Annotated in this window: 16 protein-coding genes and 1 pseudogene; 4 read left to right on the top strand and 13 right to left on the bottom strand. The window is 69.3% G+C overall.

What is annotated here, in order from left to right; translation table 11 throughout:
- Window positions 1-3: 3 nt before the first annotated feature.
- Both NF20_RS09150 and NF20_RS09155 read right to left on the bottom strand, forming a co-directional pair.
- Window positions 4-1,137, bottom strand: coding sequence for an SPFH domain-containing protein (locus NF20_RS09150; RefSeq protein ID WP_003876107.1), 1,134 nt, complete (start codon window positions 1,135-1,137; stop codon window positions 4-6).
- A 30-nt stretch (window positions 1,138-1,167) separates the two neighbouring features.
- Complete coding sequence (locus NF20_RS09155) at window positions 1,168-1,605, bottom strand: NfeD family protein (RefSeq protein ID WP_019734119.1); 438 nt, start codon at window positions 1,603-1,605, stop codon at window positions 1,168-1,170.
- A 57-nt stretch (window positions 1,606-1,662) separates the two neighbouring features.
- On the opposite strand from NF20_RS09155, the gene NF20_RS09160 reads away from it, so the two are divergent.
- On the top strand, window positions 1,663-2,589 hold the full coding sequence (locus tag NF20_RS09160) for a hypothetical protein (RefSeq protein WP_009977543.1): 927 nt from the start codon (window positions 1,663-1,665) through the stop codon (window positions 2,587-2,589).
- A gap of 3 nt (window positions 2,590-2,592) precedes the next feature.
- On the opposite strand, the gene NF20_RS09165 is transcribed toward NF20_RS09160, so the two are convergent.
- Genes NF20_RS09165 through fabG1 form a run of 3 tightly spaced genes read right to left on the bottom strand, consistent with a single transcriptional unit; the run spans window position 2,593 to window position 5,221 of the window.
- Window positions 2,593-3,603: a ferrochelatase gene (locus NF20_RS09165; RefSeq protein WP_033710650.1), complete on the bottom strand. Its 1,011-nt coding sequence runs from the start codon at window positions 3,601-3,603 to the stop codon at window positions 2,593-2,595.
- A gap of 6 nt (window positions 3,604-3,609) precedes the next feature.
- The gene (gene inhA, locus NF20_RS09170) at window positions 3,610-4,419 is read right to left on the bottom strand and encodes an NADH-dependent enoyl-ACP reductase InhA (RefSeq protein ID WP_003877667.1); all 810 of its coding nucleotides are present in this window, start codon (window positions 4,417-4,419) and stop codon (window positions 3,610-3,612) included.
- A gap of 34 nt (window positions 4,420-4,453) precedes the next feature.
- On the bottom strand, window positions 4,454-5,221 hold the full coding sequence (gene fabG1 / locus NF20_RS09175) for a 3-oxoacyl-ACP reductase FabG1 (RefSeq protein ID WP_003876102.1): 768 nt from the start codon (window positions 5,219-5,221) through the stop codon (window positions 4,454-4,456).
- Between the two features lie 140 nt (window positions 5,222-5,361).
- On the opposite strand from fabG1, the pseudogene NF20_RS09180 reads away from it, so the two are divergent.
- Window positions 5,362-6,202, top strand: a pseudogene (locus NF20_RS09180) (hypothetical protein).
- A gap of 119 nt (window positions 6,203-6,321) precedes the next feature.
- Here the strand turns inward: NF20_RS09180 and NF20_RS09185 are convergent.
- The 6 genes from NF20_RS09185 to NF20_RS09210 form a co-directional block, all read right to left on the bottom strand.
- Window positions 6,322-7,329 carry a VWA domain-containing protein gene (locus NF20_RS09185; protein ID WP_003876099.1) on the bottom strand — a complete coding sequence of 336 codons (1,008 nt, stop codon included), beginning with the start codon at window positions 7,327-7,329 and terminating at the stop codon, window positions 6,322-6,324.
- Between the two features lie 7 nt (window positions 7,330-7,336).
- Entirely contained in the window at window positions 7,337-8,287 is a 951-nt protein-coding gene (locus tag NF20_RS09190; protein WP_009977550.1) for a DUF58 domain-containing protein, read from the bottom strand.
- On the bottom strand, window positions 8,284-9,426 hold the full coding sequence (locus NF20_RS09195; RefSeq protein ID WP_003876097.1) for an AAA family ATPase: 1,143 nt from the start codon (window positions 9,424-9,426) through the stop codon (window positions 8,284-8,286). Before NF20_RS09195 ends, NF20_RS09190 begins: the two co-directional genes overlap by 4 nt.
- A 122-nt stretch (window positions 9,427-9,548) precedes the next feature.
- Window positions 9,549-10,283, bottom strand: a complete 735-nt coding sequence (gene ripB / locus NF20_RS09200; protein WP_003876096.1) for an NlpC/P60 family peptidoglycan endopeptidase RipB — start codon at window positions 10,281-10,283, stop codon at window positions 9,549-9,551.
- A gap of 25 nt (window positions 10,284-10,308) precedes the next feature.
- Window positions 10,309-11,721 carry an NlpC/P60 family peptidoglycan endopeptidase RipA gene (ripA, locus tag NF20_RS09205; protein ID WP_033710648.1) on the bottom strand — a complete coding sequence of 471 codons (1,413 nt, stop codon included), beginning with the start codon at window positions 11,719-11,721 and terminating at the stop codon, window positions 10,309-10,311.
- 229 nt (window positions 11,722-11,950) lie between these two features.
- Window positions 11,951-12,496 carry a DUF6676 family protein gene (locus NF20_RS09210; protein ID WP_033710647.1) on the bottom strand — a complete coding sequence of 182 codons (546 nt, stop codon included), beginning with the start codon at window positions 12,494-12,496 and terminating at the stop codon, window positions 11,951-11,953.
- Window positions 12,497-12,726: 230 nt separating this feature from the next.
- On the opposite strand from NF20_RS09210, the gene NF20_RS09215 reads away from it, so the two are divergent.
- Both NF20_RS09215 and NF20_RS09220 read left to right on the top strand, forming a co-directional pair.
- Window positions 12,727-15,540 (top strand): aconitate hydratase, encoded by a 2,814-nt coding sequence (locus tag NF20_RS09215; protein ID WP_023900045.1) that lies wholly within the window; start codon window positions 12,727-12,729, stop codon window positions 15,538-15,540.
- 35 nt (window positions 15,541-15,575) lie between these two features.
- Complete coding sequence (locus NF20_RS09220) at window positions 15,576-16,154, top strand: TetR/AcrR family transcriptional regulator (protein WP_003876092.1); 579 nt, start codon at window positions 15,576-15,578, stop codon at window positions 16,152-16,154.
- Here NF20_RS09220 and NF20_RS09225 read toward each other — a convergent pair.
- Window positions 16,151-16,360 (bottom strand): helix-turn-helix domain-containing protein, encoded by a 210-nt coding sequence (locus tag NF20_RS09225; protein WP_003876091.1) that lies wholly within the window; start codon window positions 16,358-16,360, stop codon window positions 16,151-16,153. The genes NF20_RS09220 and NF20_RS09225 overlap by 4 nt on opposite strands.
- Before the next feature lie 102 nt (window positions 16,361-16,462).
- Window positions 16,463-18,100: an ABC-F family ATP-binding cassette domain-containing protein gene (locus tag NF20_RS09230; protein WP_003876090.1), complete on the bottom strand. Its 1,638-nt coding sequence runs from the start codon at window positions 18,098-18,100 to the stop codon at window positions 16,463-16,465.
- Window positions 18,101-18,115 lie beyond the last annotated feature (15 nt).

Consider the following 18,115-nt stretch of genomic DNA (forward strand, 5'->3'; position numbering starts at 1 on the left):
AGGCTATTGGGTCAGCTCCCCCGTCGGGCCGTCCGCCGGCTGGCGGGCGATCGCCTCGGCCTTGGCCACCGCCTGCGCGATCGCCGGATCGGTCTCGGTGGAGAACCAGTCCGCGACGTCGGCGTCGTCGTCGGCGCTGTGCTTGGGCACGTCCTCGACCGGCGACGGCTGGAACCGGAACACCCCGTCCTGGCCCGGCGTGCCCAGCAGCTTGGTGAATCCCTGCAGCGCCGCGCTGAAGTCGCTGGGCACCACCCACACCTTGTTGGCGTCGCCGCGCGCCATCTCCGGCAGCGTCTGCAGGTACTGGTAGGCCAGCATCTCCGGGGTGGGCCGGCCGGCCTTGATCGCGGCGAACGTCTTCTCGATGGCCTTGGCCTGGCCCTGCGCCTGCAGGTAGGCCGCGGCCCGCTCACCCTGGGCGCGCAGCATCCGGGACTGCCGGTCGGCCTCGGCCGCCAGGATCGCGGCCTGCTTGGCGCCCTCGGCGGCCAGGATCTGCGCCTGCTTCTGGCCCTCGGCCTCCTTGATCGCCGACTCGCGCATGCCCTCGGCGGTCAGGATCATCGCCCGCTTCTCGCGGTCGGCCTTCATCTGCTTTTCCATCGACGCCTGGATCGACGGCGGCGGGTCGATGCTGCGCAGCTCCACCCGCGCCACCCGCAGGCCCCACCGGCCGGTGGCCTCGTCCAGCACGCCGCGCAGCTGCCCGTTGATCTGGTCGCGGGAGGTCAGCGTCTGCTCCAGCGTCATGCCGCCGACCACGTTGCGCAGCGTGGTGGTGGTGAGCTGTTCGACGCCGACGATGTAGTTGCTGATCTCGTAGACGGCCGCCTGGGGAACGGTGACCTGGAAGTAGACGACGGTGTCGATGTTCAGCGTCAGGTTGTCCTCGGTGATCACCGGCTGGGGCGGGAACGACACCACCCGCTCCCGCAGATCCACCCGGGCCCGGATCCGGTCGATGAACGGCACCAGCAGCGTCAGCTGCCCGCTGACCGTACGGCTGTACCGACCCAGGCGTTCGATCACCGCGGCCTCCGCCTGGGGTATCAGCGCGACCGACTTGGCCACCACCACGATGGCGAAGATCACCAGAACGGCCAGCAGCACCAAACCAGCAACCGCACCTTGCATTGGAATTCCTTTCTCTTGCAGCCCTTTTCGCTAAAGACTGCTCTTGAAGACCACTGCGGTGGCGCCGTCGATCTGCATGACGGTGACCGGCTCACCGGGTTCGTAGACGTCGTTCTCGTCGAGCGGACGCGCCGTCCACACCTGGCCGTCCAGCTTCACCTGGCCGCGGTCGCGGGCGACCCGCTCGAGCACCAGCGCGGTTTTGCCCTCCAGCGCCTCGATGCCCAGCTGCGGCACCGCGGCCGGGGTCAGCCGGCGCCGCAGCGGCGGGCGCACCACCACCAGCAGCAGCACCGAGACGACCAGGAACACCGTCCCGTTCAGCCACACCGGGAAATCGGTCAGCCAACTGGTCAGCGCCGCGGCCAGCGCGCCCCCGCCGAGCATCACCAGGAACAGATGGCCGGTAAGGGCCTCCGCACCGGCCAGCACCAGCGCGAATATTAGCCAAAGCACCGCGGCGTGCATGCGGCAAGAATACGCGTGATCGGCCTTCCCGGGGCAAAACAACTACACTGCCTTCTCGTGTGGTGTCCCAGTGTTTCGCTGTCCCTGTGGGCCAATGCCTGGCTCGCCGGCAAGGCCGCGCCCGACGACGTCCTCGACGCGTTATCCGTTTGGGCGCCAAAGCAATCGGTGACCGCGTATGATGCCGTCGCCGCGGGCCACACCGGGCTGCCGTGGCCCGACGTGCACGACGCCGGGACGGTCACGCTGCTGCAGACGCTGCGCGCCGCGATCGGCGTGCCGGTGGGCTCCGGACTGATGCGCGGGACGATCAACGTGGTTTTGCCGGTACCGGGCGATGTGCGCGGGCTGGCCCCCGGCACCCAGTTCGAGCAGGACGCGCTGGCCGCCGGCGAGGCGGTGATCGTCAGCAATCCGCACCAGCCCGGCGCCGCCGTCGGGCTGGTCCCCGAATTCTGTTACGCCGACGACGACGATGGGTCCCAGGACTACGCGCTGACCGAATTGTGCGCGCTGAGCTGGACGGTCTATTCGCTGCCCGGGGCGCCGGTGCTGGACCATCACGAGCTCGGCGACGCCGAGTACACGTTGCGCTCCGCGGTGCGCTCGGCCGCCGAGACGCTGGGCGCCATCGGCCTCGGCTCGGCCGCGTCCGACGTCGACGACCCACGGGGGCTGGTCGAGCAGTTGCTGGAATCGGCACGGCAGCACCGCATTCCGGATCACGCGCCGTCGCGCGCGTTGCGGGTGCTGGAGAACGCCGCGCACGTCGACGCCATCATTGCGGTGAGCGCCGGGCTGAGCCGGTCGGATTCGCCGGACCGATTCGCCGCGCCGATCGCCGCTGGCCTGGAACCGCTTGGCACACAATCGTCGTCGGAGGCGCGCATCGCCGGCGATGCGCTGCGGCCGCTCACCGCGGTGGTGCGTTCGGCGCGGATGGCCGCGGTCACCGCGATCCTGCATTCCGCCTGGGGCGATTAGGTTCTAGCCGGTAGCTTGGGCCGCGCAGTGCGGCGGCCGGCACGGTGCACCGTTGACGCTGGCCAGACAACCGGGCACCTGGTCGGGGCCGGTCACCCGGGCGGGCGTTCGGCCGCAACGCAATTCGTCGATCAGGTCGGCCGCCAACCGCGCGAAACGCGGCTGGGCGTTGGGCGTCGACGCGCGCGCCATCAGCATCCCCGCCGACTCGGCCTGCGCGCGCAGCTCCTCGTCGAGGTCCCACACCACCTCGATGTGGTCGGCCACGAACCCGATTGGGCAGACGATGACGGCCCGGGTGCCGGATTCGGCCAGGGCGCGCAGATGGTCGGCGACGTCGGGTTCGAGCCAGCGGACCTGGGGTGGCCCGGAGCGCGACTGCCACACCAGGTCGTGCTCGGCGTACCCGGCGGCGGCCGCCACAAGCCTTGCGGCATAAGCGACTTGGCGGCTGTACAGTCGCGGCCCCACGCGCTCGTCCGCGGCCACCGGGACCGAATGCGCGGTGAACACCAGACGCGCCCCCGCGGGTACCTTCGCCGCCGCGTCGGCGATCGCGCCGGCGAACATCTCCACGAACAGCGGATGGTCGAAATACGGCCGCAGCTTGACCAGTTCGGGCGCGCCCGGCCCGGCCGCGGTGCGCGCCCGGGCGATGTCCTCGACGTACTGCGTGCAGCTGGAGTAGCCGCTCCAGGCGGAGGTGGTGAACACCGCGGCGCGCCGAATCCCGTTGTCGCGCATGACCTTCACCGTGTCTTCGACGTAGGGCTCCCAGTTGCGGTTGCCGAAGTAGACGGGCAGGTCCTGGGCGGCCCGCAGCTGCTCGATCAGCGCGCGGTTGATGCCGTTGATCGGTGACACCCCGCCGAAATGCAGGTAGTGCTCGGCGACGTGGTCGAGACGTTCCGGCGGCACGCCGCGGCCCCGGGTGACGTTCTCCAAGAACGGCCGAACCTGCTCGGGCCCTTCCGGCCCGCCGAAGGACAGCAGCAGGACGGCGTCGAAATCCATTGCCGTCTACAGCAATTGGGTGCTGGCGCCGCCGTCGGCGTAGATGATGGTGCCGGTGGTGGCCGGCAGCCAGTCGGACAGCAGCGCGCACACCGTCTTGGCCACCGGGGTGGGGTCCTTCATGTTCCAGCCGATCGGGGCCCGCTGATCCCAGCCCTCCTCCAGCAGCCGGATCTGCTCGGCCGCCTGGTCGCCGAGCACGCCGCCGACGATCCCGGCCATCGCCAGCGTGCGGATCGGGCCCGCCGCAACGAGATTCGAGCGCACGCCGTGCGGCCCGGCCTCCCGCGCCACGAACCGGTTGACCGACTCCAGCGCGCTCTTCGCGACCGTCATCCAGTTGTAGGCCGGCATCGCCCGGCTGGGGTCGAAGTCCATACCCACGATCGACCCGCCGGGGTTCATGATCGGCAGCAGCGCCTTGGCCAGCGAGGCGTACGAATACGCCGAGATATGAATGCCTTTGGAGACATCCTCGTACGGCGCGTCGAAGAACGGGTTGATGCCCATGCCGGTCTGCGGCATGAAGCCGATCGAGTGCACCACCCCGTCGAGCCTGTTGCCCTCGCCGATCTCGGCGGTCACCCGCTGGGCCAGGGTGTTCAGGTGCTCCTCGTTCTGCACGTCGAGCTCGATCAACGGGGCCTTCTCCGGCAGCCGGTCGACGATGCGCTGGATCAGCCGCAGCCGGTCGAAGCCGGTCAGCACCAACTGCGCCCCCGCCTCCTGGGCCACCTTGGCGATGTGAAACGCGATCGACGAGTCGGTGATGATCCCGGTGACCAGGATCCGTTTGCCGTCGAGCAGTCCTGCCATGTCCGTCCTTAATGTCCTTGTGTGCTGGTTGGAATCAGTGGCCCATGCCCATACCGCCGTCGACGGGGATCACCGCGCCGGCGATGTAACTGGCATCCTCGGAGGCCAGGAAGCTGACGGCCCCGGCGACCTCCGCGGCGGTACCGACCCGCTTGGCCGGGATGAACTCCAGTGCGCCCGCCTGGATCCGCTCGTCCAGCGCGCGGGTCATCTCCGTGTCAATGTAACCGGGCGCGACGACGTTGGCGGTCACACCCGCCTTGGACAGTTCGCGGGAGATCGAGCGGGCCATCCCGATCAGGCCGGCCTTGGCGGCCGCGTAATTGGACTGGTTGCCGATGCCCCACATGCCGGACACCGAGCCGATGTAGATGATGCGGCCGAACCGCTTCTTCTGCATGCTGCGCGCCGCGCGCTGGGTCACCCGGAACGCCCCGGTCAGGTTGGCGTTGATGACCTCGGTGAACCGCTCCTCCGTCATCCGGATCAGGAATGCGTCCTTGGAGATACCGGCGTTGGACACCAGCACCTCGACCGGCCCCTGGTGCTCCTCCACCTCTGTGAAGGCGCGGTCGACGGCGTCGTTGTCGGTGACGTCGCACTCGACACCGAACAGCCCGTCGGGCGCCCCGGATCCGCGGTGCGTGACGGCCACCTTGTGGCCGTCGGCGGCCAGCCGCTGGGCGATCGCCAGACCGATGCCCCGGTTTCCTCCGGTCACCAGGACGGAGCGGGAGACGAATGCCGGTCTGCCGTAGTCGGCGGCACTTTCGGTGGTGTTCTCGGTGGCCGTGTCAGTCACCCCGTCAACCTATCGCCTCGGCTGATCGGCCCGGAAACCGGCTGGCCCCGCTCGTAACGCCAGGGCGGAAATCCGGGCGAGTTTGCGCCGTGGCGTTACGAGCGCGCCACGGTGTCGGTGTGGCGCAGCACACTTTCGCCATGACGGACCCCTTCCTGGGCAGCGAAGCCCTGGCCGCGCGGTTGCTGTCTCGCCACGAGTTGCGCAGCCGGTACGTCGCGCTGCACCGGGACGTGTATGTCGCTCGCGACGCCGAGTTGACGGCGGTGGTGCGGGCGAAGGCGGCATGGCTGCGGTCGCGCCGGCGCGGCGTGCTGGCGGGTTTCTCGGCCGCCGCGCTGCACGGTTCGAAGTGGATCGACGCGGCGCGGCCGGCCGAGATCATCGACACCAATCGCCGTCACGCCCGCGGGGTGCGGGTTTGGGAGGAGCGCATCGAGTGCGACGAGATCACCGTCGTCGACGGCATGGCGGTCACCACGCCGGCGCGCACCGCGCTTGACCTGGCGCGCCGCCATCCCATGGGCGTGGCGGTCGCCGCCATCGACGCCCCTGGTGCAGGCGACGGAGCTGAAGATGGCGGACGTCGAGCTGCTCGTGGACCGCTACCGCGGTCGGCATGACATCAAGGCGGCCAGAGCGGCATTGGCACTGGTCGACGGCGGCGCCCAGTCGCCCAAAGAGAGCTGGCTGCGGGTGCTGCTGATCGACGCCGGGTTCCCGCGGCCGCAGACGCAGATCCCGGTGCGCAACGAATGGGGTTGGGCCGAGGCGTATTTGGACATGGGATGGGAAGAGATCAAGGTCGCCGCGGAGTATGACGGCGACCAGCATCGGGCGAGCCGCTATCAGTACGTCAAAGACATCCGCCGGCTCGAGATGCTCGAGCGGTACGGGTGGATCGTCGTACGGGTCATCGCCGAGGACCGTCCCGACGAGATCATCCGCCGGGTGCGCGACGTCCGGCGACGCCGCTCGTAACGCCACGGCGGAAATCCGGCCGAGATTCCGCCGTGGCGTTACGAGCGCGGCGAAGAGGGCGCGCCCGGCGAAGAGGGCGCAGCGCGGCGAAGAGGGCGCGCCCGGCGGGCGCGCCCCACCTAGGTGGGCAGGCGGCGGTTGATGAGCAGCGCGGTCAGCGCGGCCAGCGCCAGCACCAACGCACCCAGCCGCACCCAGCCCACGCTCGCGTCGCCCTTGATGGTCTCGTAGCCGATCTGCTGCTGCAGCGTCGCGTACACCGACTTCAGCTCCTGCAATGACGCTGCGTTGTAAGCGTTTCCGCCGGAGAGCTGGGCCACCTTCTTCAACGTCTCGTCATCGACCGGCACCGGCTGGCGCTGGTCGTTGATCTCCACGAACCCGTACGGGGTGCCGAACGAGATGGTCGAGATCGGCACGCCCTGATCCTTGGCGGTGCGCGCGGCGGTGAAGGCGCCCTTCGGGTTGTCCGGATTGGTCGGCATCGTCTCCTTGCCGTCGGAGAACAACACGATGCGCGCCGGCGGCGGCTTGTCGCCGCCGCCGATCACCGCGCCCACCGTCGCGATCGCCTGCAGGGCGGTGAAGATGCCCTCGCCGGTGGCGGTGCGGTCGGCAAACTGCAGCTTGTCCAACGCGTTCTTGGTGGCCTCCCGGTTGGTCGTCGGCGACACCAGCACCGTCGCGGTCCCGGCATAGGCGATCAGCCCCAGGTTGATACCGGGGGTCAGCTCGTCGGCGAACTGCTTGGCCGCCTCCTGGGCGGCCGCCATCCGGTTGGGCGCGACGTCGGTGGCCCGCATCGACTGCGACACGTCGATCACCAGCATCACCACCGCGCGGTTGCGGGGAATCCGGACGTCGTTCGTCGGGCCCGCCATCGCGATGGTGAACAGCACCAGCGAGGCCACCAGCAGGATCGCCGGCAGATGCCGCCACGTGGACGGCCGCTTGGGCGCGACGCTTTCCAGCAGCTCCATGTTGGCGAACCGCAGCATGCGCCGCTGCCGCGCCAACTGCATCAAGATGTAGAGCGCCGCCAGCCCGGCGACGACGAGCAGGAACAGGAAGAACCACGAATGTTCGAAGCCCGACAACGACATTGGGCCGAGGAACGGCAGGCTCATATTCGAGTCACTGCCGCCCCGCCAATGCCCCGCGCCGGCGGGATTCCACGAACCGCACGATGTCGGCGATCCAGTCGCGGTCGGTGCGCAGCGTCAGGATCGGCGCCCCGCAGCTGCGGATGGTGCGCGCGACGTCGGCCCGGTGCGCCGCGGCGGCCTTGGCGAAGTCGTCGCGCAGCTGGGCGTCGATGGTGAACTCACGGGTCACGCCCGTCTCGGCGTCCTGCAGCACCACGTCGCCGATGTCGGGCAGTTCGACGTCCCGCGGGTCGAGCACCTCGATGGCCAGCACCTCGTGCCGGGCCGCGATCGCCCGCAGCGGCCGCTGCCAGTTGATCGGACCGAGGAAGTCGCTGATGATCACCGCCATGCCGCGCCGGCGTTCCGGACGGCGCAGCGCGTCGATGGCCGTCGCCAGATCGCCGCGCACCCCGACCGGCGCCCGCGGTGTGGTCGCGATGGTGCGCAGCAGCGTCTGCTCGTGCTGGCGCCCGGACCGCGCCGGCACCCGAGTCATGGTGGCGCCGTTGGCAATCAGCGCGCCGAGCCGGTTGCCGCCGCCGCTGTTGAGGAAGGTGATCGCGGCCGCGGCCGCCACCGCCAGGTCGCGTTTCTCGCAGACGGTGGTGCCGAAGTCCAGGCTGGCCGACATGTCGACCACCAGCCAGGTCTCCAGCTCGCGGTCGGCGATCATCTGCCGCACGTGCGGATGCGTGGTGCGCGCGGTGACGGCCCAGTCCATCCGCCGCACGTCATCGCCGGGCTGGTACTCGCGCGACTCCCCCGGCTCGGATCCCGGCCCCGGGATCAGGCCCAGGTGGTCGCCGTGCAGCACCCCGTCGAGCTTGCGTTTGACGGTGAGCTCGAGCGTGCGCAGCGCCGCCGACAGCTTCGGGTCATCGATCTGCCCGCGCTGCATCGAGGGCGGATGCAGCACCGGCCTCTTGGGGTCGGTCACCGACCGCTGGCCGCACCGGCAGGCTGCATCACCGGGGGCACCGAATGCCCTTGCTGCGGAACGGCATTCACTTGAGGCAGGGCGACCGTCTGCAGCACCCGGTTGATGACGATCTCCGGCGAGATCTCGTCGGCCAGCGCGTCGTAGGTGAGCACCAGCCGGTGCCGCAGCACGTCGGGAATGACGTCCACGACGTCCTGCGGAATCACGTAGTCGCGGCCGCGCACCAGCGCCAGCGACCGCGCCCCGGCGATGATGCCCAGCGAGGCGCGCGGCGAGGCGCCGAACGAGATCCACGTCTTGACGTCGTTCATGCCCAGCTGTTCGGGGTGCCGGGTGGCGGTGACCACCCGCACCACGTAGTCGACCAGCGCGTGGTGGACGAAGACGTTGGCCGCGATGTCCTGCAGCCGGACCAGGTCGCCGGTGTTGAGGATCTGCTTGGGCTCCGGCGGGCGCACGCCCATCCGGTAGATGATCTCGCGCTCCTCCTCCGGCGACGGGTAGCCGACATTGATCTTGAACAGGAAGCGGTCGCGCTGGGCCTCGGGCAGCGGGTAGACGCCCTCGTGCTCGATCGGGTTCTGCGTCGCCATCACCAGGAACGGGTTGGGCAGCGGGAACGTCTTACCGCCGATCGACACGTGGCGTTCCTGCATGACCTCCAGCAGCGCCGACTGCACCTTGGCGGGCGCGCGGTTGATCTCGTCGGCGAGCAGGAAGTTGACCACCACGGGGCCCAGCTCGGTGTCGAACTCCTCCTTGCCCTGCCGGTAGATGCGGGTACCGATGATGTCGGTGGGCACCAGGTCGGGGGTGAACTGGATGCGCGCGAATGTCCCGCCCACCACCTTCGCGAAGGTCTCGACAGCCAGCGTCTTGGCGACGCCGGGCACACCCTCGAGCAGCACGTGGCCCTTGGACAGCAGGCCGACCAGCATCCGCTCGACGAGCTGGTCCTGGCCCACGATGATGCGTTTGACCTCGAAGATGGCCCGTTCCAGGGTCTGCACCTCGGCGGCCAGGCCATTGCCGGCACCGGCGCCGCCGGTCGGCGCTTCGTGCGCGCCCGGGCCGGACTGCCCGCCCGGGCCCGAGTAACCGCCGGCGCCTGGCGGCGGCCCACCTGCTGCTGTCATCGATAACCCTCCAGAGCTCAATCGGACACGACTGCCGGGCAGCGACGTGCCCTCGTCCAACTATTCCAGGCCCGCCGAATTCCGTCGACGCTCGCCCAGCCGATGGCCGGGCCGGCCCGCGATCAGTACTCGATGATCCTAGTCAGGAACGGCGTCATGCCGGGCTTGCGCACCGGGCTGACGGTGACCTTGCCGGCGCTGCCGGACGCCTCGAGCATCTGCCCGTTGCCCAGGTACATGGTGACGTGCTGGGACCCGCCCGGGCCGTAGAAGATGAGGTCGCCGCGGCGGGCCTGGTCCTGCGGGATGTGACGCCCGGCGTTGTACTGGTCGCCGGAGAACCGCGGGATCAGCACGCCGACCCCGGCGAAGCCGTAGCGCATCAGCCCCGAACAGTCGAACCCGGTGATGTTGGCGCCGTCGCCGACACCCTTGCTGGGACCGTCCAGCGAGCCGCCGCCCCACGAGTACGGCACCCCCATCTGCGACCCCATCCGCTTGATCACGTACTCGATGGCCTGCCGGCCGTAGACCCGCGGGATCTTGCCGCCCGGGTTGGACGGCGTGGCCGCGGCCGCGGGCGCGTCGTTGCCGCCCAGGTTGATGCCGAGCCCGCCGAGGAATTGCTTGCCCAGGTTCAGCGTGGTCTGGGTGGCCTGCGCGGTGGCCTGCAGCGAGGCGTTGGCGACGGCGAGCGGATCGCCCGGGGCGCCGGCACTGATCTGGGCCGGCAGGGTGGGATCCCACTCGCCGGGGTCGGCCAGCGCGGCCGGCGTCGGTGCCACGGAAAACATCAGCCCGGTCACCATCGCGGTGATCCAGGCGAAGACGATGAGACGAAACCGGTTGCGGCGCATGGCTCCTCGTTCACTGCTCACTTGCTCACCACTCGATGTAACGGACCACGTAGGGCGTCATGCCGCTGGTGCGGACGGGGGCGACGCGGACCTTCAACCCGATATCGGGCGCCTCGAGCATCTGGCCGTCGCCGAGGTAGATGGTGACGTGCTGGGAGCCGCCCGGTCCGTAGAAGATGACGTCGCCGCGGCGCATCTGCGAGGACGGGATCTTGCGGCCCAGGTTGTACTGCGAGCCCGAGTAGTGCGGCAGCTTGATGCCCACCCCGGCGAACGAATACAGCACCAGCCCCGAACAGTCGAAGCCGACGATGTTGGCGCCGGAGTCGATGCCCTTGCTGGGGCCGGCCGCGTTGCCGCCGCCCCAGGAGTAGGGCACCCCGATCTGCGACATGCCGCGACGGATCACGTACTCCGTCGCCTGCCGCCCGTACACCCGCGGGATGCGCGCCCCGACCCCGCCGGGCGCCGCGTTGGTGATGCCGGTGTCGTCGGGCTTGAGGATGCCGAGCTGCTGCAGGAAGTTGCGGCCGAGACCGGCGGTGACCTGGGTCGAGGTGGCCGAGATGCCCAGCACCTGGTTGATCACCGCGATCGGGTCGCCGGGAACGTTGGCGCTCGGGATCATCGGCAGGGTGGGGTCCCAGGCGCCGTCCCATTGCCGGCCCGCGGACGGCGCCGGCGCGCCCGCCGATCCCGTCTCCCAGCGGTCGCCCGAGCCCGGGGTGGACAGCTGACGTTTGGCCGCCTCCAGCTTGGCCTGGGCCTGGTCCCGCTCGGTGGCCAGCCGGATCATCTGCTCGCGCTGCTCGTCGAACTTCTGCCGGGAGTTGGTCAGCGCGGCCACCGCGGCGTCCTGGCTGGCCTTGGCGTCGGCGGCGGCCTTGTCGGCGTTCTGCTTGGCCAGCCGCGCCGCCGACTCCCTGTTGACCTGCTCGGTGCGGGCCTGCTGCAGTTTGGCCATCACCGTCTGCGAGCTGGCGGTCAGGCTCTTGGCGGCGGCCTCGGTGGCGATGATGTCGTCGGGGTTGCGGGCGGTCAGGTAGCTGTTCGACGGGCCGTTCATGTAGGCCGCCGCGGCAAACGTGTCGAAGCGGCGCTGCGCGCCGGCGATGGCGGCGTTGGCGTCCTTGACCGCTTGCTGGCTGGCTTCCAGGTCGTGCTGGGCGGCGGCCGCGTTGTCCCGGGCGGTCTCCACGTCGACCAGCGCCTTGTTGACGCTTTCCTGCTCGGTCTGGATTTCGGCGCTGAGGTTCTGCAGGCGCTGGTTGGCCTTGGCGACGTTGGCGATCAGGGCGGCCAGGTTGTCGGCGGCGGGATCAGCCTGCGCCAGGCCCGGGGTGCAGATCAGCAGGGCCACGCTCAACACCGACGGCACGACGGGCCGAACCAGCCTCGCGGCCGGCCGCGCGGAAGACCCCCAGCGTGTGCGTCTCATTCGACTCAGGTCTCCTACGGCTCAACGCAACGGGTGGCGCCGACCACGGAATAATCGTTAGGCACCAAAGACAACACCAGCATCATTTGCACCGTACGTCACACAATTGGGCGCGCAAACGCTCCACCGAAATCGCACTCTCTACGTGCGTTTAATGTGACCGAACGGTTATCTGCCGGGTTTGCCGCGGCGCGGCGGGCCGGTTGCGGCCCGAAGCCGGACGGGCGTGCTACGCGGTGTTTGTCGGCGTCACGGTGTCGGCGCCGGCCGCATCGGGCGGCGTTGCTGCGCCCCTGCTGCGGACCTGCAGCACGCGGGTGCCGACGGCCGCCGCGAAGACCGCGATCAACAGGAAGATGGTCAGCCCGGTCCAGGGGAACTCGGGCGTGTCGAGCTCGTGCAGAAAGTGCTGCGCGGAGACCACCGGGTTGCCGGTCTTGGCGATGTCCTCGCCCGCCTCGAGCGTGACGCGCGGGAACTGGGTGCTGTAGCTGCCGACGTAATTGGGGCTGAGGGTCAGCACCGTGGCGTCGTGGTAGTCCGCGCCGACCACCGTCGAGATGTCGCGCAGCGGGGTGTCGTTCGGCGGATTGTGGTCCAGCAGCACGATTTTGAGGTTGATGCCCTCGGCGCGCGCCTGGTTGACCACCTCGAGCAGGCCGGGCATGGCGGCCGGCGGCGCGCTGACCCCGGTGGCCGCGACCGCAGCCTTGACCATCGTCATGTCGACGTCCACCGGAATGTAGAGCGGTGGCGCAGAATCGTGCCCGGTCATCGTCGTCCCTCCTGCTGCGGCGGTCACGCTGGCGTGACGCTCGGCCCCGGCGGTCACTCTAGTGTGACGCTCGGCGGGCATTCGGGGCCGAACGGGGGTTTAAACCGGCGGGAACGGCGATAAGACTGAGATCAGGACCGCCGACGTAATGCAGGACAAGCGTACTGTTAAAGTTGGCACCGTCGCCGACACGGCCCGTCGGCGGAAGAACTAAATCCTTGGGAGTTGAAGTGACTGATTCTGTGAACTCGTTCGGAGCCCGCAACACCCTCAAGGTCGGCGACAAGAGTTACCAGATCTATCGCCTCGACGCCGTCCCCAATACCGAGAAGCTTCCCTACAGCCTCAAGGTGCTGGCCGAGAACCTGCTGCGCAACGAGGACGGCAGCAACATCACCAAAGACCACATCGAGGCCATCGCGAACTGGGATCCCAAGGCGGAGCCCAGCATTGAGATCCAGTACACGCCCGCCCGGGTGGTGATGCAGGACTTCACCGGGGTGCCGTGCATCGTCGACCTGGCCACTATGCGGGAGGCGATCGCCGACCTGGGCGGCAACCCGGAGAAGGTCAACCCGCTCGCGCCGGCCGACCTGGTGATCGACCACTCGGTGATCGCCGACCTGTTCGGCACGGCCGACGCGTTCGAGCGCAACGTCGAGATCGAATACCAGCGCAACGGCGAGCGCTACCAGTTCCTGCGCTGGGGGCAGGGCGCCTTCTCCGACTTCAAGGTGGTGCCGCCGGGCACCGGGATCGTGCACCAGGTGAACATCGAGTACCTGGCCCGGGTGGTGATGGAGCGCGACGGGGTGGCCTATCCGGACACCTGCGTGGGCACCGACTCGCACACCACGATGGTCAACGGCCTGGGCGTGCTGGGCTGGGGCGTCGGCGGCATCGAGGCCGAGGCCGCGATGCTCGGCCAGCCGGTGTCGATGCTGATCCCGCGGGTGGTCGGCTTCAAGCTGACCGGTGAGATCCAGCCCGGCGTGACCGCCACCGACGTGGTGCTGACGGTCACCGAGATGCTGCGCAAGCACGGCGTGGTCGGCAAGTTCGTCGAGTTCTACGGCGAGGGGGTGGCCGAGGTGCCGCTGGCCAACCGCGCCACCCTGGGCAACATGAGCCCCGAATTCGGTTCCACCGCAGCGATTTTCCCGATCGACCAGGAAACCATCGACTACCTGAAGTTCACCGGCCGCAACGCCGAGCAGGTGGCGCTGGTCGAGACCTACGCCAAAGAGCAGGGCCTGTGGCACGACCCCGCCCACGAGCCGGCCTTCTCGGAGTACCTGGAGCTCGACCTGTCCCAGGTGGTGCCCTCGATCGCCGGGCCCAAGCGCCCCCAGGACCGAATTGCGTTGTCGCAGGCCAAGTCCGTCTTCCGCGAGCAGATCCCCAGCTACGTCGGCGACGGCGACGGGCAGCAGGGCTACTCGAAGCTGGACGAGGTGGTCGACGAGACGTTCCCGGCCAGCGACCCGGGGGCGCCGTCCAACGGCCACGCCGACGACCTGCCCGCGGTGCAGTCGGCCGCCGCGCACGCCAACGGCCGCCCGAGCAACCCGGTGACGGTCCGCTCCGACGAGCTGGGCGAGTTCGTGCTCGACCACGGCGCGGTGGTGATCGCCGCGGTCACGTCGTGCACCAACACCTCCAACCCCGAGGTGATGCTGGGCGCGGCGCTATTGGCGCGCAACGCCGTTGAGAAGGGGCTGGCCTCCAAGCCGTGGGTGAAGACCACGATGGCGCCGGGCTCGCAGGTGGTCCACGACTACTACGACAAGGCCGGGCTGTGGCCGTATTTGGAGAAGCTCGGCTTCTATCTGGTCGGCTACGGCTGCACCACCTGCATCGGCAACTCCGGTCCGCTGCCCGAGGAGATCTCGAAGGCCATCAACGACAACGACCTGTCGGTGACCGCGGTGCTCTCGGGTAACCGCAACTTCGAGGGCCGCATCAACCCGGACGTGAAGATGAACTACCTGGCATCGCCGCCGCTGGTGGTGGCCTACGCGCTGGCCGGCACCATGGACTTCGACTTCGAAAAGCAGCCGCTGGGCAAGGACAAGGACGGCAACGACGTCTACCTGAAGGACATCTGGCCGTCGCAGAAGGACGTCTCGGACACCATCGCATCGGCGATCAACTCCGAGATGTTCACCAAGAACTACGCCGACGTCTTCAAGGGTGACGAGCGCTGGCGCAACCTGCCCACCCCGAGCGGCAATACCTTTGAGTGGAGCCCGGATTCGACGTACGTGCGCAAGCCGCCGTACTTCGAGGGCATGCCAGCCGAGCCCGAGCCGGTCGCCGACATCTCCAGCGCGCGGGTGCTGGCGCTGCTGGGCGACTCGGTGACCACCGACCACATCTCCCCCGCCGGCAGCATCAAGCCGGGCACCCCGGCGGCGCAGTACCTCGACGAGCACGGCGTGGACCGCAAGGATTACAACTCCTTCGGCTCGCGGCGCGGCAACCATGAGGTGATGATCCGCGGCACGTTCGCCAACATCCGGCTGCGCAACCTGCTGCTCGACGACGTGGCCGGCGGCTACACCCGCGACTTCACCCAGGACGGCGGTCCGCAGGCGTTCATCTACGACGCGGCGCAAAACTATGCGGCACAGAACATTCCGCTGGTGGTGCTGGGCGGCAAGGAATACGGGTCCGGCTCGTCGCGAGACTGGGCGGCCAAGGGCACCCGGCTGCTGGGCGTACGCGCGGTGATCGCCGAGTCGTTCGAACGGATCCACCGCTCCAACCTGATCGGGATGGGTGTGATCCCGCTGCAGTTCCCGGACGGCAAATCGGCCAAGGACCTGGGGCTGGACGGCACCGAGGTGTTCGACATCACCGGCATCGAAGAGCTCAACAAGGGCAAGACACCGAAGACGGTGCACGTCAAGGCGAGCAAAAACGGTTCGGACGCAGTCGAATTCGATGCGGTGGTGCGCATCGACACCCCCGGTGAGGCGGACTACTACCGCAACGGCGGCATCCTGCAGTACGTGCTGCGCAACATGCTCAAGTCCGGCTGACCCGGCCGACGACTCCCTGCCGGATGCCCAGCTAGATGCCAAAAGTCAGCGAGGACCATCTGGCGGCCCGGCGCCGCCAGATCCTCGACGGCGCCCGCCGCTGCTTCGCCGAATTCGGCTACGACAAGGCCACGGTGCGCCGGCTGGAGCAGGCCATCGGGATGTCGCGCGGCGCGATCTTCCACCACTTCCGGGACAAGGACGCGCTGTTTTTCGCCCTCGCCCACGAGGACGCCGAGCGGATGGCCGAGGTGGCGTCGCGGGCCGGGCTGATCCAGGTGATGCGCGACATGCTGGCCGCGCCCGACCAGTTCGACTGGCTGGCCACCAGATTGGAGATCGCCCGCAAGCTGCGCAACGATCCGGCGTTCAGCCGCGGCTGGGCGGAACGCTCCGCCGAACTGGCGGCCGCGACCACCGACCGGCTGCGTCGGCAGACCGAGGCGCACCGGGTGCGCGACGACGTGCCCGGCGATGTGCTGCAGTGCTACCTGGAGTTGGTGCTCGACGGGCTGGTGGCCCGGTTGGCGTCCGGCGAGGATCCGCAGCGGCTGTCCGCGGTGCTGGACCTGGTGGAAAACTCGGTGCGGCGCAACGACTCCCGGCCGGGCTAGGCGCGCGCCGCCTTGGCCGTGCGGTTGGGCCCGCCGCGGCTGCGCATCGTGGTCCCCGACTCGCGCAGCATGCTGTGAATCGACCCGTAGGACCGGCCGGTCCGCGCGACCAGACTGCGGATGCTGGCGCCGCTTTCGTAGGCGTGACGTAGCTCGTCCAACAACTGGTCGCGCGAGTTGGCCGACCGCTGCACTGTTCTTCTCATGGCTCCTCCGACGCCCGGACACATCGCAAGCCCCTAGAGTAGAAAGCCGTCGCCGGGTGCGGGCGGATTTCGCCGAATCGCCTGCGGCGGCGTGCCGTCAGATCAGGCGAGCTCGATGAGATCGCGGTATTCGTCGGACCAGTAGTCCTCGGTGCCGTCGGGCAACAGCACCACCCGCTGCGGGTCGAGGGCCTCGGCGGCGCCCGGGTCGTGCGTCACCAGCACCACAGCGCCGGTGTAGCTGCGCAGCGCGTCGAGCACCTGCTCGCGCGAGGCGGGATCGAGGTTGTTGGTCGGCTCGTCGAGCAGCAACACGTTGGCGGTCGACGCGACCAGACCGGCCAGCGCCAGCCGGGTCTTCTCGCCGCCGGACAGCGTGCCGGCCGGTTGGTCGAGTTGGGGCCCGCTGAACATGAACGCCCCCAGCAGGCCGCGCAGGTCCTGCTCGCCGGAATCCGGTGCGGCGTGGCGGATGTTCTGCCAGACGGTCGCATCGTTGTCCAGCGTGTCGTGTTCCTGCGCGAAATAGCCGATCCGCAAACCGTGTCCGGGCTCGATCCGTCCGGTGTCGGGCGTCTCGGCGCCGGCCAGCAGGCGCAGCAGGGTGGTCTTGCCGGCGCCGTTGAGGCCCAGCACCACCACCCGGGAGCCGCGGTCGATGGCCAGGTCCACCCCGCTGAACACCTCCAGCGACCCGTAGGACTTGCTCAGCCCGGTGGCGGTCAGCGGGGTGCGCCCGCAGGCGGCCGGCGTGGGGAACTTGATGCGGGCCACCTTGTCGGCGACGCGCTCCTCGTCGAGCGCGGCCATCATCCGGTCGGCGCGACGCAACATGTTCTGTGCCGCAACGGCTTTGGTGGCCTTGGCGCCCAGCTTGGCGGCCTGGGTGCGCAGCGCGGCGGCCTTGCGTTCGGCATTGGCGCGTTCCCGGCGGCGGCGCTGTTCGTCGGTGGCCCGCGCGTCGAGGTACTTCTGCCAGCTCATGTTGTAGACGTCGACCTCGCCGCGCACCGCGTCCAAAAACCAGACCCGGTTGACGACGTCGGCGAGCAGCTCGACGTTGTGGCTGATGATCACCAGCCCGCCGGTGTGGGCCCGCAGGAAGTCGCGCAGCCAGCCGATCGAATCGGCGTCCAGGTGGTTGGTCGGCTCGTCGAGCAGCAGCGTGGTCGCCGAACCCGAACCGGTGGCCCCACCCTCAGCGGCGGCGAACAGGATGCGGGCCAGCTCCACCCGGCGGCGCTGCCCGCCGGACAGGGTGCGCAGCTGCTGCGTCAGCACCCGTTCCGGCAGGCCGAGGCTGGCGCAGATGCGGCTGGCCTCGCTCTCGGCGCCGTAGCCGCCCAGGGCCACGAAACGCTCCTCGAGCTGGCCGTACCGGCGGATCGCGCGGTCGCGGGCGTCGTCGTCGGCGACCTCGGCCATCAACGCCTGCTGCTTTTCCAGGTCGGTGAGCAACACGTCCAGCCCGCGCGCCGACAGCACCCGGTCGCGGGCCAGCACGTCCAGGTCGCCCTCTTTGGGATCCTGTGGCAGATAACCGATTTCGCCGCTGCGGGCGATCGTCCCGGCGTACGGCTCGGTCTCCCCCGCCAGGATGCGTAGGGTGGTGGTCTTGCCGGCGCCGTTGCGGCCGACCAACCCGATCCGGTCGCCGGGCTGCACGCGCAGGTCGGGCCCGTCGGGTGAGAGCAGGATGCGCGCGCCCGCGCGGACCTCGAGGTCCGTGGCCGTGATCACGATCGCTCTCCTGAA

The sequence above is a fragment of the Mycobacterium sp. MAC_080597_8934 genome, assembly GCF_000523975.1.
Lineage (GTDB): Bacteria > Actinomycetota > Actinomycetes > Mycobacteriales > Mycobacteriaceae > Mycobacterium > Mycobacterium avium.